This is a genomic window from Streptococcus sp. 10824 (genome assembly GCF_013276595.1).
Lineage (GTDB): Bacteria > Bacillota > Bacilli > Lactobacillales > Streptococcaceae > Streptococcus > Streptococcus pseudopneumoniae.
Genome location: NZ_VMLH01000095.1, coordinates 2120 through 27255, shown reverse-complemented (window position 1 = coordinate 27255; position 25136 = coordinate 2120). Strand labels below are relative to the sequence as shown.

22 protein-coding genes and 1 pseudogene are annotated in these 25136 nt (G+C 40.9%); 19 read left to right on the top strand and 4 right to left on the bottom strand.

Going from position 1 to position 25136, the window contains the following annotated elements; translation table 11 throughout:
- The first annotated feature begins 143 nt into the window (after positions 1–143).
- Genes HT701_RS08940 through HT701_RS08930 form a run of 3 tightly spaced genes read left to right on the top strand, consistent with a single transcriptional unit; the run spans position 144 to position 2763 of the window.
- Complete coding sequence (locus tag HT701_RS08940; protein ID WP_050208092.1) at positions 144–1202, top strand: AAA family ATPase; 1059 nt, start codon at positions 144–146, stop codon at positions 1200–1202.
- A 9-nt stretch (positions 1203–1211) separates the two neighbouring features.
- A complete protein-coding gene (gene pnuC, locus HT701_RS08935; protein ID WP_023941179.1) occupies positions 1212–1991 on the top strand; it encodes a nicotinamide riboside transporter PnuC in 780 nt (259 codons plus the stop codon).
- Position 1992: 1 nt separating this feature from the next.
- Positions 1993–2763: an NUDIX hydrolase gene (locus HT701_RS08930; protein WP_023941177.1), complete on the top strand. Its 771-nt coding sequence runs from the start codon at positions 1993–1995 to the stop codon at positions 2761–2763.
- Between the two features lie 73 nt (positions 2764–2836).
- On the opposite strand, the pseudogene HT701_RS11590 reads toward HT701_RS08930, so the two are convergent.
- A pseudogene (locus HT701_RS11590) lies at positions 2837–3066 on the bottom strand (hypothetical protein).
- Positions 3067–3353: 287 nt separating this feature from the next.
- Between HT701_RS11590 and HT701_RS08925 the strand changes: the two are divergent.
- Positions 3354–4052: a hypothetical protein gene (locus HT701_RS08925; protein ID WP_023936780.1), complete on the top strand. Its 699-nt coding sequence runs from the start codon at positions 3354–3356 to the stop codon at positions 4050–4052.
- Between the two features lie 70 nt (positions 4053–4122).
- Here HT701_RS08925 and dusB read toward each other — a convergent pair whose 3' ends face one another.
- Both dusB and hslO read right to left on the bottom strand, forming a co-directional pair.
- The gene (gene dusB / locus HT701_RS08920) at positions 4123–5103 is read right to left on the bottom strand and encodes a tRNA dihydrouridine synthase DusB (RefSeq protein ID WP_165852437.1); all 981 of its coding nucleotides are present in this window, start codon (positions 5101–5103) and stop codon (positions 4123–4125) included.
- Positions 5090–5962 (bottom strand): Hsp33 family molecular chaperone HslO, encoded by an 873-nt coding sequence (hslO, locus tag HT701_RS08915; RefSeq protein WP_000357839.1) that lies wholly within the window; start codon positions 5960–5962, stop codon positions 5090–5092. Before hslO ends, dusB begins: the two co-directional genes overlap by 14 nt.
- A 164-nt stretch (positions 5963–6126) precedes the next feature.
- Here hslO and HT701_RS08910 point away from each other — a divergent pair, with 164 nt between their 5' ends.
- The 14 genes from HT701_RS08910 (at position 6127) to HT701_RS08845 (ending at position 22156) form a co-directional block, all read left to right on the top strand.
- Positions 6127–7554, top strand: a complete 1428-nt coding sequence (locus HT701_RS08910) for a helix-turn-helix domain-containing protein (protein WP_100127822.1) — start codon at positions 6127–6129, stop codon at positions 7552–7554.
- Between the two features lie 158 nt (positions 7555–7712).
- Complete coding sequence (gene glpK, locus HT701_RS08905; protein ID WP_023939036.1) at positions 7713–9221, top strand: glycerol kinase GlpK; 1509 nt, start codon at positions 7713–7715, stop codon at positions 9219–9221.
- 41 nt (positions 9222–9262) lie between these two features.
- Positions 9263–11089, top strand: a complete 1827-nt coding sequence (gene glpO, locus HT701_RS08900; protein ID WP_119919561.1) for a type 1 glycerol-3-phosphate oxidase — start codon at positions 9263–9265, stop codon at positions 11087–11089.
- A 69-nt stretch (positions 11090–11158) separates the two neighbouring features.
- Positions 11159–11863, top strand: a complete 705-nt coding sequence (locus HT701_RS08895; protein ID WP_119919562.1) for an MIP/aquaporin family protein — start codon at positions 11159–11161, stop codon at positions 11861–11863.
- Between the two features lie 333 nt (positions 11864–12196).
- Positions 12197–12328 carry a teichoic acid D-Ala incorporation-associated protein DltX gene (locus tag HT701_RS08890; protein ID WP_000813667.1) on the top strand — a complete coding sequence of 44 codons (132 nt, stop codon included), beginning with the start codon at positions 12197–12199 and terminating at the stop codon, positions 12326–12328.
- Between the two features lie 20 nt (positions 12329–12348).
- Positions 12349–13899 carry a D-alanine--poly(phosphoribitol) ligase subunit DltA gene (dltA, locus tag HT701_RS08885; protein WP_172931442.1) on the top strand — a complete coding sequence of 517 codons (1551 nt, stop codon included), beginning with the start codon at positions 12349–12351 and terminating at the stop codon, positions 13897–13899.
- Positions 13896–15140 (top strand): D-alanyl-lipoteichoic acid biosynthesis protein DltB, encoded by a 1245-nt coding sequence (gene dltB / locus HT701_RS08880; protein ID WP_172931441.1) that lies wholly within the window; start codon positions 13896–13898, stop codon positions 15138–15140. The genes dltA and dltB overlap by 4 nt, the downstream gene beginning before the upstream one ends.
- A 13-nt stretch (positions 15141–15153) precedes the next feature.
- Positions 15154–15393, top strand: a complete 240-nt coding sequence (dltC, locus tag HT701_RS08875) for a D-alanine--poly(phosphoribitol) ligase subunit DltC (RefSeq protein WP_000351967.1) — start codon at positions 15154–15156, stop codon at positions 15391–15393.
- A complete protein-coding gene (gene dltD, locus HT701_RS08870; RefSeq protein WP_172931440.1) occupies positions 15386–16654 on the top strand; it encodes a D-alanyl-lipoteichoic acid biosynthesis protein DltD in 1269 nt (422 codons plus the stop codon). The genes dltC and dltD overlap by 8 nt, the downstream gene beginning before the upstream one ends.
- Positions 16655–16807: 153 nt before the next feature.
- The gene (adcR, locus tag HT701_RS08865; RefSeq protein ID WP_172931439.1) at positions 16808–17248 is read left to right on the top strand and encodes a zinc-dependent transcriptional regulator AdcR; all 441 of its coding nucleotides are present in this window, start codon (positions 16808–16810) and stop codon (positions 17246–17248) included.
- Positions 17248–17952, top strand: coding sequence for a metal ABC transporter ATP-binding protein (locus HT701_RS08860; protein ID WP_023941156.1), 705 nt, complete (start codon positions 17248–17250; stop codon positions 17950–17952). The genes adcR and HT701_RS08860 overlap by 1 nt, the downstream gene beginning before the upstream one ends.
- Positions 17945–18751, top strand: a complete 807-nt coding sequence (locus HT701_RS08855; protein ID WP_000950030.1) for a metal ABC transporter permease — start codon at positions 17945–17947, stop codon at positions 18749–18751. The genes HT701_RS08860 and HT701_RS08855 overlap by 8 nt, the downstream gene beginning before the upstream one ends.
- A gap of 9 nt (positions 18752–18760) precedes the next feature.
- Complete coding sequence (gene adcA, locus HT701_RS08850) at positions 18761–20266, top strand: zinc ABC transporter substrate-binding lipoprotein AdcA (RefSeq protein ID WP_172931438.1); 1506 nt, start codon at positions 18761–18763, stop codon at positions 20264–20266.
- Between the two features lie 924 nt (positions 20267–21190).
- Positions 21191–22156, top strand: a complete 966-nt coding sequence (locus HT701_RS08845) for a DUF3644 domain-containing protein (RefSeq protein ID WP_000793783.1) — start codon at positions 21191–21193, stop codon at positions 22154–22156.
- A gap of 892 nt (positions 22157–23048) precedes the next feature.
- Here the strand turns inward: HT701_RS08845 and HT701_RS08840 are convergent.
- Positions 23049–23906, bottom strand: a complete 858-nt coding sequence (locus tag HT701_RS08840; protein ID WP_000833516.1) for a 5'-nucleotidase, lipoprotein e(P4) family — start codon at positions 23904–23906, stop codon at positions 23049–23051.
- A 241-nt stretch (positions 23907–24147) separates the two neighbouring features.
- On the opposite strand from HT701_RS08840, the gene HT701_RS08835 reads away from it, so the two are divergent.
- Positions 24148–25047: an SPFH domain-containing protein gene (locus HT701_RS08835; protein ID WP_000963957.1), complete on the top strand. Its 900-nt coding sequence runs from the start codon at positions 24148–24150 to the stop codon at positions 25045–25047.
- The last annotated feature ends 89 nt before the right edge of the window (positions 25048–25136 follow it).

Below are 25136 nucleotides of genomic sequence, written 5' to 3'. Positions count from 1 at the left end.
CTTCATTATAGAACTTTCACTTGGTTCTCTTTTTCGCAATGTTTTTATAAAAATGATAAAAACTATTGACAAAACAAAAATATAGTTTATAATAAAAACATAGATAATAAAAATATCAAAAACTATAAAAAGGCAATGCGTTTATGAAAAAGAAAACAGCAGTGATATTTGGGACATTTGCTCCGCTTCATCAGGGTCATATCGATCTGATCCAGCGAGCCAAGCGGCAGTGTGACCAGGTCTGGGTTGTCGTTTCAGGCTATGAGGGAGATAGAGGGGAGCAGGTAGGTTTAACGCTTCAAAAAAGATTTCGATATATCCGAGAGGCCTTTGGTGATGACGAGTTGACCTCGGTTTGTAAGTTAGATGAGACCAATCTTCCCCGTTACCCTATGGGTTGGCAGGAGTGGTTGGACAAAATGTTAGCGGAGATTTCTTATGATGAAACCCAACAAGAACTGATCTTCTTTGTGGGAGAAGCAGACTATCAGCAAGAATTATCAAATCGTGGCTTTGAGACTGTCTTGCAAGAAAGAAAGTTTGGTATCTCAGAGACTATGATTCGAGAAAACCCAAGCAAATATTGGAAATATATTGCTCAACCCTTCCGACGTCAGTTTACAAAGAAAGTGTTGATTATGGGAAGTGCTAGCAATGGGAAGACCACTCTGGCAAAGGATTTGGCTAGGTATTACGATGCACCAGTCAGCTTGGAATATGCACGTGAGTACCAGATCAAAAACAATGTCCGCGACGATGAATTGACTCCAAAGGATTACTATTATCTCCTGTTGTGGCAGTATGACCAGACCTCTAAGTTAATTGACAGTAATGCCAATAGGGGACTGGTGATAGCAGACACCAACTCCTTAGTAACCAAGGGCTACTATGATTATTACATGGAGTCAGAGGATCAAGGGGACTTATCGGGAGAGACTTTTGATAATCTCTTTGCCTCGATCTTGGCTAAGGAAAAATGGGACTTGATTTTCTTTGTGCAACCTATTGGCTCCTATGTCAATGACGGATTTAGAGATATGACTATGGCAGAAGACCATATTCGTCATAGTTTTTCCCAGCATTTGGACCAGATGAGGGAGCGCTACTTAGCAAACATTCCACTAGTTTATCTAGCTGAGGATTATCTAGGAAATTATGAAGCAGCAAAAGTGGCTATTGATACCATTTACCAAGCAGATTAGGAGAAACATATGAAAAAACTAACTGAAAAAATCACACAATTTATCGAAAACTTTAAAAATGTTCATGCAGAAGCTCGCAAAATCGGTTTTGCAGGAATCATGCACTTGCTCTGGAAAGATCTCTTTGTCGGTCGTAGCCTCTTCCAGTGGTTGTATCTCATCGCCTTGTCAAGTGTTCCCTTTATCTTGGAATTCACTCAAAATATAGATAGTCATGATTGGTTAAGCTTGTTTGTATCTTGGACTGGGATTGTCTGTGTTATCTTGGTAGCAGAAGGTCGTGCAAGCAATTATCTCTTTGGGGCTATTAACTCTGCTATCTATTTGATTTTGGCCATGGATGCGACTTTTTATGGCGAAGTCTTGACGACCGTTTACTTCTTTGTCATGCAGCCGATTGGCCTCTATGCTTGGCTGTCCAACCGTATTAATGACCAAGGAAAAGCAGAAGAATCTCATTTTGAAGCTAAGAAATTATCTATTTTTGATTGGCTCAAGTACTTGGCCTTGACTGCTATCATTTGGATTGGTATGGGCTTGGCTTATCAAAGTATCCATAGTGCTCGCCCTTTCCGTGATAGTGTTACCGATGCGACCAATGGTGTCGGTCAGCTCTTGATGACCCGTCTCTATCGTGAGCAATGGATTTTCTGGATTGCAACCAATCTCTTTAGTATTTATCTCTGGTGGGGTGAAAATATCCACATCCAAGGGATGTACTGGGTTTACACTCTCAATAGTCTAGTAGGTTGGTACCAATGGACCAAGGCAGTTCGTAAGGAGGCATAAAATGACGGACACGATGATTCCAGCAGGGATGGAAAAAGAATATTTTGAAATTCATGCAAGTCAGGAGGAGTTTTTAGATTGGTACTACAAGCAGGAACTCCCTCAATACGAAAAACCAAGTGTGACGGTGGATATGGTAGCCTACTGCTTTGTTGAAGGAAAAATCAAGCTCTTATTAATTCGCCGCAAGGCTCACCCTTATCAAAATTGTTTGGCTCTGGTTGGAGGATTTATGGACAAGGGCGAAGATGCTGCGCATGCCTGTCAGCGTGAGGTGAGAGAAGAAGTCAATCTCGATCTTCCTTTGGAAAAAATTGAGCAATTGATGACCGTATCGACTCCCGGCCGTGATCCACGGGGCTGGACAGTGACCATTGCCCACTTGGTTTATTTGCCTAGTCGTGCATTAGAACTTGTTCAAGCAGGAGACGATGCCAAGGATGTGTTTTTTGTAGATGTCGATTTTCAGACAGGCAAATGCTACCTAGAGGGAGTGGAGTTGGAGGAACAAGCCTTCGCTTTTGACCATTATGCCATTATTCAAGAGTCTATCAAACGAATCCAAGGCCGTCTCGACTGGAATCCGACCTTCCTTTATCTGCTGGAGGAGGAGTTCACTGTCTATGAAGGGACTGAACTGGTCAATCTCATCAACCCCGGTCGTCCAATCGTCAGCAATAACTTTCTCGTAAAATACGGAGAATATGTAGAAGAAGTTGGACTCAAACGAGTGCCTAAAAAGAAACCAAGAAAAACCTATCGATTGAAATAAAAAACGAGGTCGGGATAAAGTTCCTGACCTCTTTGTTTGCCTTTATTAGTTTGCTTTGCTGTTGCGACTGTTTTTAGGGATAGTTATCTTTCTTAGAATTGCTCAACATGTGAGTAAAAAGTCTTTGTATCGATACTTGAGATATTTTTCGTGTAGGAATAACAAAGCTATATAGAAAATCATAAAGACTGTGGTCAGATAGAAGATATCAAACGAAGTTTTGCCATAGTGAGTTGCGGATTTATAGGAACCAATTGCTCCCAAAATCAACCAAGGAAGATACTTGAAATACTTATTTAGTATAAGAGTGCACTTCCTATATTCTATTTCACTGTTATTATATTCCTTTGCAGCTAAATATGTAAGCGATTAAATAAGAGCGATTTAAAAAATTTTAAACAAAATAGGAATTTTTCTCTGTTTTTTCTATTAGATTACGAATAGAAGAGTAGGAGGAGTAAAGGTGTTTAAATGATGTGAGATTTTTAAAATAGTTTAAATAAATTATTGACATATTTAAATCTAAATGTTACAATTCCATTACAAAAAGATTTCTTTATATTTCTAAAATATTACAAAGGAGTAGAAAAATGAAAAAGAAAACCTATATCAAATTGATGGTAGCAACTGTATTGGCTTCTACCTTGCTACTGGGAGCTTGTGGAAATAAAAAGGAAACAACTCAAGCAAGCAGTTCTGCTAAGATAAGCCAGTCATCAAGCTCTAAAGCAGCCTCTTCTAGCAAAGAAAGCAAGACTCAGAAGTCCTCAACTTCAGCTTCATCTGAAAAGGCCAAGGCATCTACTGATCAATCTTCAGCAACTGCAAGGCCATCACAAGTGGCACCTGCACCAGAGCAAAGACAAGGTCAAGAAGTGTCTAATCAACAGGCAGCTAGTCAACAAACTCCTGCTCAGGCTCCTTCAACTCAACAGGCTCCTCAATCCCAGTCTAACCAATCAAGCTATGATCCTACAACTGACCGCAAACTTCAAGACAAACAAGCAGAGCAAAATAAACGCTACAAGGGTGTTTTAACCATGGTAGATGGTGATTTCTCAGCTGCAGCGGGCAATTGGAAGGGAGCAAATGGCGAAACCATCACAGTTTCATCAGGAGGTCAATTCACAGTAGAATCTGCTGATGGAAAGAAAGAAAACTACTCTATCAGAGGCTACTCTTATACTCTTGATGATGGCAAGTATAATGCCAAAATTGGTGGAGGAAAAATCATCCAAATTACAACAGGAGCGGATGGCAAGGTTTCCAGTGTTGCTTTGAGTCAATAATAACCCTTAGTATTTGAATTTTTACAGTCAAAAACCCGTAACCTTTAAGAGAGTTACGGGTTTTGGTCTATTAAGCCTTATCCAATTGCAAGAGGGCTTCAATCTCTGCTAGGGTGCTAGCTTGCGAAATGGCTCCACGGAGTTTGGCAGCGCCAGATGTTCCACGGAGATAGTGAGGAGCGAGGCCACGGAATTCACGAACTGCGACGTTTTCTCCTTTGAGGTTAATCAATCGTTTCAAGTGTTCGTAGGCGATTTTCATCTTATCTTCAAAGGTCAAATCAGGTAGGATTTCTCCTGTTTCAAAGTAATGGTTGATTTGGTTGAAGAAGTAGGGATTTCCCATGGCAGCGCGGCCAATCATAACTGCGTCAGCACCGACTTCTTCGATGCGTTGTTTGGCTTCTTGGACCGTACGGATGTCACCGTTGGCGATGAAGGGAATCTTGGTCAGAGCTTGGGCAACCTTGTGAAGGGTCTCAAGGTCTGCGTGACCTGTATACATTTGTTCACGGGTACGGCCATGCATGGCGAGGGCAGAAACACCTGCAGCTTCAGCAGCCAGGGCATTTTCTACTGCCAAAGATGGGTCAGCCCAGCCGGTACGCATTTTGACAGTAAGGGGGATATCAAGGACAGACTGGACCTTGTTGATGATGGAGTAAATCTTGTCTGGATCCTTGAGCCACATAGCACCAGCTTCGTTCTTCACGATTTTGTTGACAGGGCAGCCCATGTTGATATCGACGATATCGGTCTTGGTGTTTTCTTGGATGAATTCTGCTGCGCGTGCTAGGCTGTCTTCATCGCTACCAAAAAGTTGGATAGAGACAGGGTTTTCGCCTTCATCGATATGAAGCATGTGCAGGGTTTTTTCGTTGTTGTATTGGATTCCCTTGTCAGAGACCATTTCCATTACAACGAGTCCAGCTCCGAGCTCTTTTGCGATGGTACGAAAGGCTGAGTTGGTCACGCCAGCCATAGGCGCTAAAACGGTACGATTGGGAATCTCAACATTGCCAATCATAAAAGGTGTATTAAGATTTGTCACGAATGAGTTCCTCCAGGTCCTTCTCATCAAAGTTGTAAGTAGTTTGGCAGAATTGACAAGTGATTTCTGCCCCGTGGTCTTCCTCTTTCATTTCCTGTAAGTCTGAGCTTGGAAGGCTGGCAAGAGCGTTCATAAAGCGTTCATGGCTACAGTCACATTGGAAACGGATTTCTTCTTCAGAAAGACGCTTGTAGGCTTCGTCCCCGTAGATAGCCTTGAGGAGGGCTTCGATATGGTCGTCGCTTTCGAGAAGAGTAGAGATAGCTGGCATTTCTTGGATGCGTTTTTCAAAGCGGGCAATCTCTTCTTCCTTGGCTCCCGGCAAGACTTGAACTAGGAAACCACCTGCAACCTTGACCTTGTCTTCCTCGTCCAAAAGGACATTGAGACCGACTGCTGAAGGCGTTTGTTGGCTTTCAGTCAGGTAAAAGGCCAGGTCTTCACCAATCTCTCCAGAGATGAGTGGGGTCAAGGAAGTATAAGGATTTCCAATGCCGTAGTCTGTGATAACGAGAAATTGACCATTTCCAACAAAAGGTCCGACTAGAACTTCACCAGTTGCGGTCTTTTTAATGTCAACACCAGGATTTTGAACGTAACCTTTAACGTTCCCCTTGGTATCAGCGACCGTGATGATGGCACCTAGAGAGCTAGATCCCAACACCTTAACTGTTAGTTTGGTATTTCCTTTTTCATTGGCTGCGAGAATCTGGCTGGCGATAAGAGTTCGACCAAGTGCTACAGTTGAGCTAGCTTGGGTTTGATGTTTTTCTTGAGCAGTGCGGACGGTTTCTGTGCTGTCAAGGACAAAAGCACGAAAGGCTCCGCTTTCTGATATAGTTTTAATAATTTTATCCATAGCTACTATTTTAGCATAAAAATGCCCAAAGGGGGAGCCGTGTGTTTGCTGATTTTCAGGATAATGGACTAGGAAATCAGCAGGTAAATAAAAAGAGAAACAGATTATTTCAGCATTTGTAAGATTTATGCTATGCTTAAGGTAGAAAATGAAAGGGGTAACAAATGTATTTAGGAGATTTGATGGAGAAGGCCGAGTGTGGTCAATTTTCAATCCTTTCCTTTCTATTACAAGAGTCTCAGACGACCGTCAAGGCTGTAATGGAAGAAACAGGATTTTCAAAAGCAACCCTAACCAAATATGTCACCCTGCTCAATGACAAGGCTTTGGATAGTGGCTTAGAGCTGACTATTCACTTAGAAGATGAAAATCTGCGTCTGTCTATCGGTGCAGCTACCAAGGGGAGAGAGATTCGGAGCCTGTTTTTGGAGAATGCTGTTAAATACCAGATTGTGGTCTATCTTCTCTACCACCAACAGTTTTTAGCCCATCAATTGGCTCAAGAATTGATGATTAGTGAGGCAACGCTTGGTCGTCACTTGGCTAGTCTAAATCAGATTTTGTCAGAATTTGATTTATCCATCCAAAATGGACGTTGGCGAGGTCCAGAGCATCAGATTCGCTATTTCTATTTCTGTCTTTTCCGCAAGGTCTGGTCGAGTCAGGAGTGGGAAGGTCACATGCAGAAACCAGAGAGAAAACAGGAGATTGCCACTTTAGAAGAAATCTGCGGTGCAAGTTTGTCTTCGGGTCAGAAATTGGACTTGGTTCTCTGGGCTCATATCAGTCAACAACGTCTTCGGGTCAATGCTTGTCAGTTTCAAGTGATAGAAGAGAAAATGCGAGGGTATTTTGACAATATTTTCTACCTTCGTTTGCATCGAAAGGCTCCGTCCTTTTTTGCTGGGCAACACCTTCCTCTAGGAACTGAGGATGGTGAGATGATGATATTCTTCTCTTTCCTCCTGTCTCATCGCATTCTTCCTCTTCATACAATGGAATATATCCTTGGTTTTGGAGGGCAGTTGGTAGATTTACTGACGCAATTGATTCAAGAAATGAAGAAGGAGGAGTTGCTGGGCGGTTATACAGAGGATCATGTTACCTATGAACTCAGTCAGCTTTGTGCTCAAGTCTATCTATACAAGGGCTATATTTTACAGGATCGCTATAAGTACCAGTTAGAGAATCGTCATCCTTATTTGCTGATGGAACATGATTTTAGGGGAACGGCAGAGGAGATTTTTCATGCTTTGCCTGCCTTTCAGCAGGGGACGGATTTGGATAAGAAAATTCTCTGGGAATGGCTCCAGTTGATAGAATATATGGCTGAAAATGGTGGCCAGCATATGCGAATTGGTTTGGATTTGACATCTGGTTTTCTTGTCTTTTCAAGGATGGTAGCCATTTTGAAACGGTATTTGGAATACAACCGTTTTATTACCATTGAAGCCTATGACCGAACTCGGCATTATGATTTGCTGGTTACCAATAATCCGATTCATAAGAAGGAACAGACCCCAGTTTATTATTTAAAAAACGACTTGGATTTGGAAGATTTGGCAGGGATTCGTCAGTTATTATTCACTTAAAAGGCTTGGTTGTTCCAGGCCTTTTTTGTGAAATTCACACAATCTCCTCACATTTTTTTAAAAATTAAAAAAAGTTGATAAACAAGAAAGCGCTTTATTTTGTATACTAGTAAGTGTAAAGAGGAAACACCTCAAGATCTTTATCAGGAGGACAGCACATGTCACAAGAAAAATACATCATGGCCATTGATCAGGGAACTACAAGTTCTCGTGCCATCATTTTCAACAAAAAAGGGGAAAAGGTTAGCTCGAGTCAAAAGGAATTTACGCAGATTTTCCCTCAGGCAGGTTGGGTAGAGCACAATGCCAATGAAATTTGGAATTCCGTCCAGTCTGTTATTGCTGGAGCTTTCATCGAAAGTGGTGTGAAACCAAGTCAGATTGAGGCAATCGGGATTACCAACCAACGTGAAACAACGGTCGTTTGGGATAAGAAAACAGGACTTCCTATCTACAATGCTATCGTTTGGCAATCACGTCAGACAGCTCCTCTGGCTGAACAGCTGAAAAGCCAAGGTTATGTGGAAAAATTCCATGAAAAGACTGGTTTGATCATCGATGCTTACTTCTCTGCTACTAAGGTTCGTTGGATTTTGGATCATGTAGAGGGCGCTCAAGAGCGAGCAGAAAAAGGGGAATTGCTCTTTGGTACTATCGATACTTGGTTGGTTTGGAAATTGACTGACGGTGCGGCTCACGTGACGGATTACTCAAATGCAGCTCGTACCATGCTTTATAACATTAAAGAACTCAAATGGGATGATGAGATTTTGGAAATTCTCAACATTCCGAAGGCTATGCTGCCAGAAGTTCGTTCTAACTCTGAAATCTACGGTCAAACAGCGCCATTCCATTTCTATGGTGGAGAGGTGCCAATCTCTGGTATGGCTGGGGACCAACAAGCAGCCCTCTTTGGACAGTTGGCCTTTGAACCTGGTATGGTCAAGAATACTTATGGAACAGGATCTTTCATCATCATGAATACTGGTGAAGAAATGCAGTTGTCTGAAAACAACCTCTTGACAACCATTGGTTACGGAATCAACGGTAAGGTTTATTATGCCTTGGAAGGTTCTATCTTCATCGCAGGAAGTGCTATTCAGTGGCTTCGTGATGGTCTTCGCATGGTTGAAAATTCACCAGAATCTGAAAAATACGCTCGTGATTCTCACAATGATGATGAAGTTTATGTCGTTCCAGCCTTTACAGGACTAGGAGCACCATACTGGAACCAAAATGCTCGCGGTTCTGTCTTTGGTTTGACTCGTGGAACAAGCAAAGAAGACTTTATCAAGGCAACTCTTCAATCAATTGCTTATCAAGTACGTGATATTATTGACACAATGCAGGTGGATGCTCAAACAGCTATTCAAGTATTGAAAGTGGATGGAGGTGCAGCCATGAATAACTTCCTCATGCAGTTCCAAGCTGATATTTTAGGCATTGACATTGCACGCGCTAAAAACTTGGAAACAACAGCTCTAGGAGCAGCCTTCCTAGCAGGTTTGTCAGTAGGTTACTGGAAAAACTTGGATGAGTTGAAACTTTTGAACGAGACAGGAGAACTCTTTGAACCATCGATGAACGAATCGCGCAAGGAACAACTCTACAAGGGCTGGAAGAAGGCTGTGAAAGCAACGCAAGTCTTTGCGGAAGTAGACGACTAATACTGGCAGAATAAAGCGATTTATTTAGAAGGTGTGTAAATATGGAATTTTCAAAGAAAACACGTGAATGGTCAATTAAAAAAATGCAGGAACGCACCCTGGATCTCTTGATTATCGGTGGAGGAATCACAGGGGCTGGTGTAGCCTTGCAGGCGGCAGCTAGCGGTCTTGAGACCGGTTTGATTGAAATGCAGGACTTCGCAGAAGGAACATCCAGCCGTTCAACAAAATTGGTTCACGGCGGTCTTCGCTACCTCAAACAATTCGACGTAGAAGTAGTATCAGATACGGTTTCAGAACGTGCAGTAGTACAACAAATTGCTCCACACATTCCAAAACCAGACCCAATGCTCTTACCAGTTTACGATGAAGATGGAGCGACCTTTAGCCTCTTCCGTCTTAAAGTAGCCATGGACTTGTACGACCTCTTGGCAGGTGTCAACAATACACCAGCTGCTAACAAGGTTTTGAGTAAGAATCAAGTCTTGGAACGCCAGCCAAACTTGAAGAAAGAAGGCTTGGTAGGAGGTGGAGTGTATCTTGACTTCCGTAACAACGATGCGCGTCTCGTGATTGAAAACATCAAACGTGCCAACCAAGACGGTGCCCTCATTGCCAACCACGTGAAGGCAGAAGGCTTCCTCTTTGACGAAAGTGGCAAGATTACAGGTGTTGTAGCTCGTGATCTCTTGACAGACCAAGTATTTGAAATCAAGGCCCGTCTGGTTATTAATACAACAGGTCCTTGGAGTGATAAAGTACGTAATTTGTCTAATAAGGGAACGCAATTCTCACAAATGCGCCCAACTAAGGGAGTTCACTTGGTAGTGGATTCAAGCAAAATCAAGGTTTCACAGCCAGTTTACTTTGACACAGGTTTGGGTGACGGTCGTATGGTCTTTGTTCTCCCACGTGAAAACAAGACCTACTTTGGTACAACTGATACAGACTATACAGGTGATTTGGAGCATCCAAAAGTAACTCAAGAAGATGTAGATTACCTACTTGGTATTGTCAACAACCGCTTCCCAGAAGCGAATATTACAGTTGCTGACATTGAAAGTAGCTGGGCAGGTCTTCGTCCATTGATTGCAGGGAACAGTGCCTCTGACTATAATGGTGGAAATAACGGTACCATCAGTGATGAAAGCTTTGACAACTTGATTGCGACTGTTGAATCTTATCTCTCCAAAGAAAAAACACGTGAAGATGTTGAGTCTGCTGTCAGCAAGCTTGAAAGTAGCACATCTGAGAAACATTTGGATCCATCTGCAGTTTCTCGTGGGTCTAGCTTGGATCGTGATGACAATGGCCTTTTGACCCTTGCTGGTGGTAAAATCACAGACTACCGTAAGATGGCTGAAGGAGCTATGGAGCGCGTGGTTGACATCCTCAAAGCAGAATTTGACCGTAGCTTTAAACTCATCAACTCGAAGACTTACCCTGTTTCAGGTGGAGAATTGAACCCAGCAAATGTAGACTCAGAAATCGAAGCCTTTGCCCAACTTGGAGTGTCACGTGGTTTGGATAGCAAGGAAGCTCATTACCTAGCAAATCTTTACGGTTCAAATGCACCGAAAGTCTTTGCACTTGCTCATAGTTTGGAACAAGCGCCAGGTCTTAGCCTGGCAGACACCTTGTCCCTTCACTATGCAATGCGCAATGAGTTGGTTCTGAGTCCAGTTGACTTCCTTCTTCGTCGTACTAACCATATGCTCTTTATGCGTGATAGCTTGGATAGTATCGTTGAGCCAGTTTTGGATGAAATGGGACGATTCTATGACTGGACAGAAGAAGAAAAAGCAGCTTACCGTGCTGACGTCGAAGCAGCCCTCGCTAATAATGATTTAGCAGAATTAAAAAATTAAGAAAAAATAAAAGAGGTGGAGGGTAGCATCCCTTGCCGCCCGTCTCTTCTTTTTAATGGAGACAGAAAGATGATGAATGAATTATTTGGAGAATTTCTAGGGACTTTAATCCTGATTCTTCTAGGAAATGGTGTTGTGGCTGGTGTGGTTCTTCCTAAAACCAAGAGCAATAGCTCAGGTTGGATTGTGATTACTATGGGTTGGGGGATTGCAGTTGCGGTTGCAGTATTTGTATCTGGAAAACTCAGTCCAGCTCATTTAAACCCAGCTGTGACCATCGGTGTGGCCTTAAAAGGTGGTTTGCCTTGGGCTTCCGTTTTCCCTTACATCCTAGCTCAGTTTGCAGGGGCTATGCTGGGTCAGATTTTGGTTTGGTTGCAATTCAAACCGCATTATGAGGCAGAAGAAAATGCAGGCAATATCCTAGCTACCTTCAGTACTGGACCAGCCATCAAAGATACTGTATCAAACTTGATCAGCGAAATCCTTGGCACCTTTGTATTGGTATTGACAATCTTTGCTTTGGGACTTTATGACCTTCAAGCAGGAATCGGAACCTTTGCAGTGGGAACTCTGATTGTCGGTATCGGTCTATCACTAGGTGGGACAACAGGTTATGCCTTGAACCCTGCACGTGACCTTGGACCTCGTATCATGCACAGCATTTTACCAATTCCAAACAAGGGAGACGGAGACTGGTCTTACGCTTGGATTCCTGTTGTGGGACCTGTTATCGGTGCAGCCTTGGCAGTGCTTGTATTCTCACTTTTCTAGTTTATACTCTTCGAAAATCTCTTCAAACCACGTCAGCGTCGCCTTACCGTACTCAAGTACAGCTTGCGGCTAGCTTCCTAGTTTGCTCTTTGATTTTCATTGAGTATTAGAAAACAATTATTTTGATAGAGCCTGAGATGGAAATCTCAGGCTTTTTTCTTTTAAAATATACATAGAAAAACCGCATAATCCTTAAAATAAGCTGAAATCTATTGAAAACATACGGTAAACAATTGAAAAAATACTATATAAAGTGGTACAATGGTAGAAAAATAAGCTAGTAAGAATCACTCTTGCTTTAGCAAAAATTACAGAAATGAATGGTTTTTCTTGATGAAACAGAGAAAAGAATTGTACCTCTTTCTTGGTCGGACAGCCTTGTATTTTCTTATCTTTCTAGGGCTGCTTTACTTCTTTAGCTATCTTGGTCAGGGTCAAGGAAGCTTTATCTATAATGAATTTTAACTTGAAGGAGAATCCCTATTGTGTCAAATAAACCAATAGCAGATATGATTGAAACCATTGAGCATTTTGCTCAGACACAGCCTAGCTATCCTGTCTATAATGTTTTGGGTCAGGAACACACTTATGGAGATTTAAAGGCTGATTCGGATAGTTTGGCTGCAGCCATTGACCAACTAGACTTGCCAGAGAAGTCTCCTGTGGTTGTTTTTGGTGGCCAAGAATATGAAATGTTGGCAACTTTTGTAGCTTTGACTAAGTCAGGACATGCCTACATTCCCATTGACAGCCATTCGGCTTTGGAGCGGGTTTCAGCTATTTTAGAAGTAGCGGAGCCAAGCTTGATTATTGCCATTTCAGACTTTCCATTGGAGCAGGTTTCTACACCGATGATGAATCTAGCTCAGGTTCAAGAAGCCTTTGCCCAAGGGAATCCCTATGAAATCACGCATCCAGTCAAGGGAGATGATAATTACTACATTATCTTTACTTCTGGTACGACTGGTAAGCCAAAGGGAGTGCAGATTTCCCATGATAACCTCCTTAGCTTTACCAACTGGATGATTACGGATAAGGAATTTGCGACGCCAAGTCGTCCGCAAATGCTGGCTCAGCCACCTTATTCTTTTGACCTGTCTGTCATGTACTGGGCACCGACCTTGGCACTTGGTGGTACGCTTTTCGCTCTTCCTTCTGCCATTACTCAGGACTTTAAGCAACTCTTTGCGACCATCTTTTCATTGCCAATCGCTATCTGGACATCAACCCCTTCTTTTGTGGATATGGCCATGTTGTCTGAAGACTTTAATAGTGAGAAAATGCCTGACATCACGCATTTCTACTTTGATGGTGAAGAATTGACGGTTAAAACGGCTCAAAAACTGCGCGAACGTTTCCCAAATGCTCGTATTATCAATGCCTACGGTCCAACAGAAGCGACAGTAGCCTTGTCAGCAGTTGCTGTGACAGACGAGATGTTGGTGACTCTCAAACGTCTACCAATCGGCTATACCAAGGCTGATTCTCCAACCTTTATCATTGACGAGGAAGGAAATAAACTACCAAATGGTCAACAGGGAGAAATCATTGTTTCTGGGTCAGCTGTTTCAAAAGGCTATATGAACAATCCTGAAAAAACAGCGGAAGCTTTCTTTGAGTTTGAAGGTCTGCCAGCCTATCATACAGGAGATGTGGGAACTATGACAGATGAAGGCTTGCTTCTCTACGGCGGACGCATGGACTTCCAGATTAAGTTTAACGGTTACCGCATTGAGTTAGAAGATGTCTCTCAAAACCTCAATAAGTCTCGCTTTATCGAGTCTGCTGTTGCAGTACCGCGCTATAATAAGGAACACAAGGTACAAAATTTGTTGGCCTATGTCATCTTAAAAGATGGTGTGCGTGAGCAGTTTGAGCGTGATATCGATATTACCAAGGCTATCAAGGAAGATTTAACAGACATCATGATGTCCTACATGATGCCGTCTAAATTCCTTTACCGAGACAGTTTGCCACTGACTCCAAATGGAAAGATTGACATCAAAGGATTGATCATCGAGGTGAACAAGAGATGATGGAGTTCTTTCAACAGCTTCCTCATTTAGAGCCATATGGGAATCCTCAGTATTTTGTCTATGTGATTGCTGCAACCTTGCCCATCTTTATCGGTCTCTTTTTCAAGAAACGCTTTGCCTGGTATGAAGTGCTGGTAAGTCTCTTCTTTATTGTCACCATGTTGGTAGGTGGGAAGACCAATCAACTAGTTGCCTTGGGTATTTACCTTTGCTGGGAAATATTGCTCCTGCTTTTCTACAAGCATTATCGAAAAAGTAAGGATGGCAAGTGGGTCTTCTACCTAGTTAGCTTTCTATCCCTCCTTCCGATTATCTTTGTCAAGGTGCAACCAGCTATCAATGGAACGCAGTCTTTGCTTGGATTTTTGGGAATTTCTTACCTGACCTTTCGTTCGGTTGGGATTATCATCGAGCTGAGAGATGGAGTGATTAAGGATTTTACCCTCTGGGAATTCCTTCGTTTCCTTCTCTTCATGCCGACTTTTTCAAGTGGCCCAATCGATCGCTTTAAGCGATTTAATGAAAATTATCAGGCCATTCCTGAGCGGGATGAGTTGATGGATATGCTGGATGAATCTGTTCGCTATATCATGTGGGGCTTTTTGTACAAGTTTATCCTAGCTCATGTTTTAGGAGAAACCTTGTTGCCTCCTTTGAAGAATCTAGCATTGCAGTCAGGTGGCTTCTTTAACCTCTATGCCTTGGCAGTTATGTATACATTTGGTCTGGAACTCTTCTTTGACTTTGCAGGTTATTCTATGTTTGCCTTAGCCATTTCAAATTTGATGGGAATTCGTAGCCCTATCAACTTTAACAAACCTTTTTTATCAAGGGATTTAAAGGAATTTTGGAATCGCTGGCATATGAGTCTGTCCTTCTGGTTCCGTGACTTTGTCTTTATGCGAATGGTCATGGTGTTAACCAGAAAGAAGATCTTTAAAAATCGCAATGTAACCTCAAGTGTGGCTTATATTGTAAATATGCTGATTATGGGATTTTGGCATGGAGTGACTTGGTACTATATCGCCTATGGCCTCTTTCATGGGATTGGACTGGTTATCAATGACGCTTGGATTCGTAAGAAAAAAACGCTCAATAAGGAACGGAAGAAAGCAGGGAAAGCTGCCCTACCTGAGAATCGCTGGATTCAGTTGCTTGGCATGGTTGTCACCTTCCATGTCGTCATGCTGTCATTCTTAATCTTTTCTGGATTCTTGAATGATCTATGGTTTAAAAAATAAAAGGAAATAAAATATGGATATCAAATCAGAAGTTATCGAAATTATTGATGAGTTGTTTATGGAAGATGTTTCTGACATGATGGATGAAGATCTTTTTGATGCAGGTGTCTTGGATAGTATGGGAACGGTTGAGTTGATTGTAGAGATTGAAAACCGCTTTGACATTCGTGTCCCTGTAACAGAGTTTGGTCGCGATGACTGGAATACAGCTAATAAAATCATAGCTGGTATTGTGGAGCTACAAAATGCTTAAACGCTTATGGATGATCTTCGGACCGGTCTTGATAGCTGGTTTGTTGGTTTTTCTGCTCATTTTCTTTTATCCTACTGAGATGCGTCATAATCTAGGAGCTGAAAAGCGTTCAGCAGTGGCTACTACTATCGATAGTTTTAAGGAGCGAAGTCAAAAGGTCAGAGCACTATCTGATCCAAATATGCGTTTTGTTCCCTTCTTTGGTTCTAGTGAATGGCTTCGTTTTGACGGTGCTCATCCTGCGGTATTAGCTGAGAAATACAATCGCTCCTACCGTCCTTATCTTTTAGGACAGAGGGGAGCTGCATCGCTCAATCAGTATTTTGGAATGCAACAGATGTTGCCACAGCTAGAGAATAAACAAGTTGTGTATGTTATCTCGCCCCAGTGGTTCAGTAAAAATGGCTATGAGCCAGCAGCCTTTCAGCAGTATTTTAATGGAGACCAGTTGACCAGTTTTCTGGAACATCAATCTGGAGATCAGGCTAGTCAATATGCAGCGACTCGCTTACTGCAGCAGTTCCCAAACGTAGCTATGAAGGATTTGGTTCAGAAGTTGGCAAGTAAAGAAGAATTGTCGACGGCAGACAATGAAATGATTGAATTATTGGCTCGGTTTAATGAACGCCAAGCTTCCTTTTTTGGTCAGTTTTCGGTTAGAGGCTATATCAACTACGAGAAGCATGTAGCTAAGTATTTAAAGACCTTGCCAGATCAGTTTTCTTATCAAGCCATAGAAGATACTGTTAAAGCAGATGCTGAAAAAAATACTTCCAATAATGATCTGGGAATGGAGAATGATTTCTATAGTAAGCAGATCAAGAAGGATTTGAAGAAATTAAAGGATTCTCAGAAAAACTTCACCTACCTCAAATCGCCAGAATATAATGACCTGCAGTTGGTTTTAACACAGTTTTCTAAATCTAAGGTAAACCCAATTTTTATCATTCCACCTGTTAACAAAAAATGGATGGATTATGCTGGTTTACGAGAGGACATGTACCAACAGACGGTGCAGAAGATTCGCTATCAGTTAGAAAGTCAAGGGTTTAACAATATCGCAGATTTTTCTAAGGACGGCGGGGAGCCATTCTTTATGAAGGACACCATTCACCTTGGTTGGTTGGGTTGGTTGGCTTTTGACAAGGCAGTTGATCCTTTCCTATCCAATCCCACACCAGCTCCGACTTACTATCTGAATGAGCGCTTTTTCAGCAAAGATTGGGCGACTTATGATGGAGATGTCAAAGAATTTCAATAGATCATAATTATAGAAGAGTTCAAGAATGAAGCCTATTTTCACGTTTTTTCTTGACTCTTTTTTTGGTTGTGATATAATTAACCAGTAAATAAAATTTCAAAGAATAGTATTTTTCTCTTAAAAAAGAGAAGTCCAAAAGGAAAGGAGTAACACATGAGACAGCTAGCGAAGGATATCGATGCCTTTTTAAATGAGGTTATTTTAAGAGCTGAAAATCAGCATGAAATCCTAATAGGTCATTGCACTAGTGAGGTGGCTCTGACCAATACTCAGGAGCATATCCTCATGCTTTTGTCAGAGGAATCTTTAACAAATTCAGAATTGGCCCGTCGTCTCAATGTCAGTCAGGCGGCAGTTACCAAGGCCATTAAGTCTTTGGTCAAGGAAGGGATGTTGGAAACATCCAAGGATCCTAAAGATGCGCGTGTGATTTTTTATCAGTTGACTGATTTGGCTCGTCCAATCGCTGAGGAGCACCATCATCACCATGAGCATACACTTTTAACCTACGAACAAGTGGCGACTCAGTTTACTCCAAATGAACAAAAAGTGATTCAGCGGTTTTTGACTGCTTTAGTAGGAGAAATCAAATAATGAGATATATTACGGTAGAGGATTTATCCTTCTATTATGATAAGGAGCCTGTTCTTGAGCATATCAATTATAGTGTTGATAGTGGGGAATTTGTTACCTTGACGGGGGAAAATGGGGCAGCTAAGACGACACTGATCAAGGCCAGTCTTGGAATTCTCCAACCACGCATTGGTAGGGTGACCATTTCAAAGACAAATACGCAGGGTAAGAAATTGAGAATAGCTTACCTTCCTCAACAGATTGCCAGTTTTAATGCTGGTTTTCCAAGTACGGTTTATGAATTTGTCAAGTCCGGTCGCTATCCGCGAAAAGGCTGGTTCCGTCGCTTGAATGCTCATGATGAGGAGCATATCAAGGCTAGTCTGGATTCAGTTGGCATGTGGGAACACCGAGACAAACGCTTGGGGTCTCTTTCTGGGGGGCAAAAGCAGCGAGCGGTAATTGCGCGTATGTTTGCTTCTGACCCAGATGTGTTTATCCTAGATGAACCGACAACGGGGATGGATGCAGGAAGTAAAAACGAATTTTACGAACTCATGCACCACAGCGCCCATCATCATGGCAAGGCTGTTTTGATGATTACTCATGACCCTGAAGAAGTTAAGGACTATGCGGACCGCAATATTCATCTAGTCCGTAACCAAGATTCGCCATGGCGTTGTTTCAACGTTCATGAGAATGATCAGGAGGTGGGCCATGCTTAGTTTATTATCTTATGACTTTATGCAGCGTGCCTTTCTGGCCGTTATTGCCATGAGTCTTTTCTCGCCGGTATTGGGGACCTTTCTTATCTTGCGCCGTCAGAGTTTGATGAGTGATACCCTCAGCCACGTCTCGCTTTCAGGTGTAGCCTTTGGTCTGGTTCTGGGGATTTCTCCGACTATTTCCACTATTGCCATTGTCTTGATTGCGGCGGTCTTTTTGGAGTATCTCCGTACGGTTTACAAGAGCTTTATGGAAATCGGGACAGCTATCCTCATGTCAACAGGTCTGGCTGTTTCTCTGATTGTCATGAGCAAGGGTAAAAGCTCGAGTTCAATGAGTTTGGACCAGTATCTTTTTGGTTCAATCGTGACTATCAGTGAAGAACAGGTCATTTCCCTCTTTGTCATTGCGGCAGTTGTTTTGATTTTGACCTTCCTCTTCCTTCGTCCAATGTATATCCTGACCTTTGATGAGGATACGGCCTTTGTGGATGGCTTGCCCGTTCGTACCATGTCTATTCTTTTCAACATGGTGACAGGGGTGGCCATTGCCCTTATGATTCCAGCTGCAGGAGCTCTTCTGGTATCGACCATTATGGTCTTGCCAGCTAGTATTGCCCTGCGTCTGGGGAAAAACTTTAAATCGGTTATGCTGCTTGCCAGTGCGATTGGATTTTTGGGAATGGTAGCAGGACTTTACATTTCCTACTATGCAGAAACACCTGCAAGTGCAAGTATTACCATTATTTTTGTAACTGTTTTCTTGCTAATTAGTTTAGTAAGACGTTTTATCAAATAGGAGACTAAGATGAAAAAAATTAGCTTATTACTAGCCAGTCTATGTACCTTGTTTTTAGTGGCTTGTTCCAATCAAAAGCAGGCAGATGGCAAACTCAATATCGTGACAACCTTTTACCCTGTCTATGAATTTACCAAGCAAGTTGCAGGAGATACTGCTAATGTAGAACTCCTCATCGGTGCTGGTACAGAACCTCATGAATACGAACCGTCTGCCAAGGCAGTTGCCAAAATCCAAGACGCAGACACCTTCGTTTATGAAAATGAAAACATGGAAACATGGGTACCTAAATTGCTAGATACCTTGGATAAGAAAAAGGTCAAAACCATCAAGGCGACAGGCGATATGTTGCTCTTGCCAGGTGGCGAGGAAGAAGAGGGAGACCATGACCATGGAGAAGAAGGTCATCACCATGAGTTTGACCCTCATGTTTGGTTATCACCAGTTCGTGCCATTAAACTAGTAGAGCACATCCGCGATAGCTTGTCAGCAGATTATCCGGATAAAAAAGAGACCTTTGAGAAGAATGCAGCTGCCTATATCGAAAAATTGCAAGCCTTGGATAAGGCTTATGCAGAAGGCTTGTCTCAAGCCAAACAAAAGAGCTTTGTGACTCAGCACGCAGCCTTTAACTATCTTGCCTTGGACTATGGACTCAAACAAGTCGCAATCTCAGGCCTTTCTCCAGATGCAGAACCATCAGCTGCTCGTCTGGCAGAATTGACAGAGTACATTAAGAAAAATAAAATTGCCTATATCTACTTTGAAGAAAATGCCTCACAAGCTCTTGCTAATACACTTTCAAAAGAGGCAGGTGTCAAAACAGATGTCCTCAATCCTTTAGAAAGTCTGACAGAAGAAGATACCAAGGCTGGCGAAAACTACATCTCTATCATGGAGAAAAACCTCAAGGCTCTAAAACAAACAACAGACCAAGAAGGTCCAGCTATCGAACCTGAAAAGGCAGAGGATACTAAGACAGTTCAAAATGGTTACTTTGAGGATGCAGACGTCAAGGACCGCACCTTGAGTGACTATGCAGGTAACTGGCAGTCAGTTTATCCTTTCCTTGAAGATGGAACTTTTGATCAAGTCTTTGACTACAAGGCTAAGTTGACTGGTAAGATGACTCAGGCTGAGTACAAGGCCTACTATACAAAAGGCTATCAGACAGATGTCACTAAGATCAACATTACTGATAATACTATGGAATTTGTCCAAGGTGGACAAAGTAAGAAATTCACCTACAAGTATGTTGGTAAGAAAATCTTAACTTACAAGAAAGGCAATCGTGGCGTGCGCTTCCTCTTTGAAGCCACAGATGCGGATGCTGGACAATTCAAGTATGTTCAGTTTAGTGACCACAATATCGCCCCAGTTAAGGCAGAACATTTCCATATCTTCTTTGGAGGCACCAGCCAAGAAGCCCTCTTTGAAGAAATGGATAACTGGCCAACCTACTACCCAGATAACCTATCTGGACAAGAAATCGCCCAAGAAATGTTGGCACATTGATTAGAAACCGACTAGTTCATAGGAGCTAGTTGGTTTTTTGATACTAGATGGCTAACTTCATTATAGACCTTTCCAGAACTTTAAAAAATAAATAAAACTCTTGAAATATCTGGATCTGTATGTTAGAATAATTTTATCGGATAAGGTTCATTAGAACACCAAAGCCCCTAACTACTGCCATAGTTAAGGGGTGTTTTGGTATATTCTACAGGAATAGAAAAAGACCCTCTAAACTTTGTAGAGAGCCTTAAAAAATCAAAATAAAAAGATACCCCCCAGCACATAGGAATGCTCAACCTTTCAGTCTACCCCATTCTGGGACCCAGCGTTTATCCTTCACAAGTTATCTTATTGAGTCCATTATATCACACTTATGGAAAATGTAAGAAATTTGTATAGTATTTTTAAATGAATTGATGAAAAATCAAATACCTTTCAGAACTAAGGAACTTTAAATAATAAATAAAACTCTTGAAATATCTGGACCTGTATGTTAGAATAAAATCGATAGGCAAGGTTCATTAGAACACCAAATCCCTTAACTAGTGCGATAGTTAAGGGGTGTTTTGGTATATTCTACAGGAATATATAATCCTAGTTTTCTAATTTGCTCTTTGATTTTTGTTGAGTATAAACATTTTAACAAAAAAGTTAGTCTTTAATAAAAGAAGCGATATAGTGATATTAGAAATTCTCTTGTAATTCTGATATGTCTGCGTATTTTTCGTAAGTTACCTGTTTAGTAATCAGATGTCAGTTAAGGGCTTGATGTTTTATAAAAGAAAATTATGGAGGAAGGGAAATCCGACTTTATAAACTAAACTGTAAAAAACGGCAAATTTGACAAATGAATAAGAAAAAAATAAAAAGCAACTGTTTTTATTAAAAAGATTGCTTAATAGTTAGATTGGAGGGAAGAAAAATATGAAAAATTTAAGTCAACGACTTGTTGATAAAAGTGTTGAGGCCTTTATTATGGGGCTGGAAATTTACAACAAGCCTACAATCAAATATCGTATTGAAGGATTCAGTTTTTTCATATGTAATGCTTGGGAGTTGATGTTGAAGTCTGAAATGCTAAATAGAAATCTATCAATCTATTTTAAGGATAATCCAGATAGAACTCTCAGCCTTGAAAATGTTATCAAGAAAATTTATTCCGATGATAGTACACGAATTCGACTAAATCTGGAGCGTATTATTGAGCTTAGAAATATCAGCACACATTATATTACAGAGGATTACGAACTAAAGTACGCTCCACTATTTCAAGCGTGTGTACTTAACTATGTCAATGAACTTCAGAGATTTCATGGTAGAGACATCACTGAGACCATTGCACAAAATTTCCTAACTATATCAGCAAGTTATGAGCCTCTGACAAATGAACAAATCAGACTAAAATACCCAGCGGAAATTGCAGAAAAGTTTATTCAGCAAGCAAATGCTATAGATGTTCTTGTTTCTGAGTATAATTCAGATAAATTTGCAATCGGTGTAAAACAAAACCTATACATCACAAAGAAAAAGTCTGAAGCTGACTTCGTTGTCTCAATTGCAAATCAATCTCCCTCTCAAGTAGCAATAGTAAAAGATTTAAAAGATCCATCAGAGACTCACAAATATTCATACGGGAATATCATCTCAGTTGTAAATGATCGATTAAACAAGAAGAATATCAAATTAAATTATAAATCTGGTTTCAATCAATATGTTCTAACCTTAATCATTGATTTCTATTCAATAAAAACTGACGAGAAATTTGCATATTGCCATAAAATAGGTAAGTCTGAGCACTATACCTATTCACAGCAATTTGTTGACTTTATCATTACAGAAATAGAAAAAGACCCTCTAAACTTTGTAGAGAGCCTTAAAAAATCAAAATAAAAAGATAACCCCAGGCACATAGGAATGCTCAACCTTTCAGTCTACCCCATTCTGGGACCCAGCGTTTATCCTTCACAAGTTATCTTATTGAGTTCATTATATCACACTTATGGAAAATGTAAAGAAATTTGTATAGTATTTTTAAATGAATTGATGAAAAATCAAATACCTTTCAGAACTAAGGAACTTTAAATAATAAATAAAACTCTTGAAATATCTGGGCTTATATGCTAGAATGTAGTTAATGGATAAGGCTCATTAGTTTCACCTCCTCTCACGAACCCATAGGAACGTAATCGGTAACCGATGACAAAAGTATTATACCACACTAAATTTAGATCATCAAGGTCACTTAATGCTTGAACTATTGTAGATTATATGCTAGAATATAGTTAATTGATAAGGTTCATTAGAACACCAAAGCCCCTAACTATTGCCGTAGTTAAGGGCTTTTTTGACGTATCTTAGCGATTTAACGGGTGTTTATAGGCTAGTCACTCGGTCTACTCCTTACTATCTAGCCATCTGCAGACGAAATACAAGATAATTCCAGCTATAACATCCGCTATAATAGTAAGAGCGAGCTCTATGATAAGGCTCATTAGTTTCACCTCCTCTCACGAACCCATAGGAACGTAATCGGTAACCGATGACAAAAATAGTATACCACAATAAATTTATATCATCAAGGTCACTTAATGCTTGAAATATAGGGTCTAGGCGACAAAGTCTTTAAAATCAGAAAAACGTATAGTATCAGATGTATAAAAGCTTGATGTTATATCAATTAAAAAAGTGGATAGGAAAGTTTTCTGATTATCAGAATTCCTTCCTATCCACTTTTTGAAGATTGTAAGTTAACCTTAGTTTATATAGAATCAGCTTATTTGTTTTATTTATTAAAACCTTGCAAAGCCTTTTGGCGTTCTTCCACTTGACCTTTAGCATCCAATTTATTGCCAGCGTAGACAGCTGTTTCCCATGATCCGTACATTGGATTTGGGAAGATGATGAATTTTTCACCGAATTCTTTTTGCAATTCTTCAAGTTGTTTATCACGGTCAGATTCAGAAATCTTCGAAAAATCTGCAAAGTCTACGAGGTTATCACCAAATAGTAATACTAGATTAGTTTTCTCTTGAACTGCTTGGCGACGCCCTTCTTTGGATTTTACACCACTTTCTAAGAGCATGAGGTGATCACGCCCTTGTACAGGGATTCCTTCGTTTTCTAGATTTTTAATCGTAGCATCTATTTGATTAACTGAGCGGTCAGAAATATAGTAAATTTGGATGCCGTTTTGATTGGCAAATTGAAGAAACGTCTTGGCTCCTGGGACGGCTTTTGCTGCAGCTTTTTGAACCCAAATATCCCAATTTTCAGGTGTGAATGCTGTTCCGTCTTTGATATTTTGAACTTGATAAGGACTATTATCTAAGACTGTTTCATCTAAGTCCAAAATGATTGAATAAGGCTTGTCTGATTCTGTTTTCAGTAATTCCTTTAGACGATCTGTGGCAACATTATAACCTTGTAGATACAAGGCTTTGGTTTCAGCTGATTTTTGATACCAAAGGGTTGACATAGTATTTTCTCTTGACCGTAGTTGGTCATATGTCATTGTAATCTGATTATCAGATGAGCTCTTATTGCTTGTCTGTGTTTCTGTAGACTTTGTTGCACAACTAGATAATAAGACGACAGATGCAAGTGCAGAAAGGATTGTAACAGTAGTTTTTGCTGATTTCATGAAATATCTCCTATTCATTAATTTCATAAATAGTATAGCACGAGAGAAAAGTTAAGGCAAGTCATTCTCTGACTATGGATGAAGATTCTATAGAAGTTAATGCAGTGAAAAAAAGAGATTACTAACTTGAAATGCAGTTTCACCTCTAATTATTGACATTTCAGGAAAAATCGCAGTAAAAACGGCACAGCCTTCTTTAAATGTGATATAATACTAGAAAAATACTTGTGGAGGTTCCATTATGGCAATATTTTTCATGATTTTTCTGATTGTTTGTGTGCTCCTATTGGTGATAGTCACACTGAGTACAGTTTATGTGGTTCGTCAGCAGTCGGTGGCGATTATTGAACGCTTTGGGAAATACCAAAAGGTTTCCAACAGCGGTATTCATATTCGCTTGCCTTTTGGGATTGACTCGATTGCAGCACGCATTCAGTTGCGCTTGCTGCAAAGTGATATTGTGGTTGAGACCAAGACCAAGGACAATGTGTTCGTGATGATGAATGTAGCGACTCAGTACCGTGTCAATGAGCAGAGCGTGACAGATGCCTACTATAAACTCATGCGTCCAGAATCTCAGATTAAATCTTATATCGAAGATGCTCTTCGCTCTTCTGTTCCCAAATTAACCTTGGACGAATTGTTTGAGAAAAAAGATGAGATTGCCCTTGAAGTTCAACACCAAGTAGCAGAAGAAATGACCACTTACGGCTACATTATCGTGAAAACCTTGATTACTAAGGTGGAGCCAGATGCAGAAGTTAAGCAATCCATGAATGAAATCAATGCGGCGCAACGCAAACGGGTCGCAGCGCAAGAATTGGCAGAAGCCGATAAGATTAAAATTGTCACTGCAGCTGAAGCCGAAGCAGAAAAAGACCGCCTTCATGGTGTGGGGATTGCCCAACAACGTAAGGCGATTGTGGATGGATTGGCAGAATCTATCACCGAACTCAAGGAAGCCAATGTTGGCATGACAGAAGAACAAATCATGTCCATCCTTTTGACCAACCAGTATTTGGATACCTTGAACACCTTTGCCTCTAAAGGAAATCAAACCATCTTTTTACCAAATACTCCAAATGGTGTGGATGATATCCGTACACAAATCTTGTCAGCTCTTCGCGCTGAGAAGAAATAATAGACTAAAGAGCTTGGCAACAGGCTCTTTTTGCATTGCGTTTATTAAGAAAAACAAAAAATATTGATATACATTTATACTCAATGAAA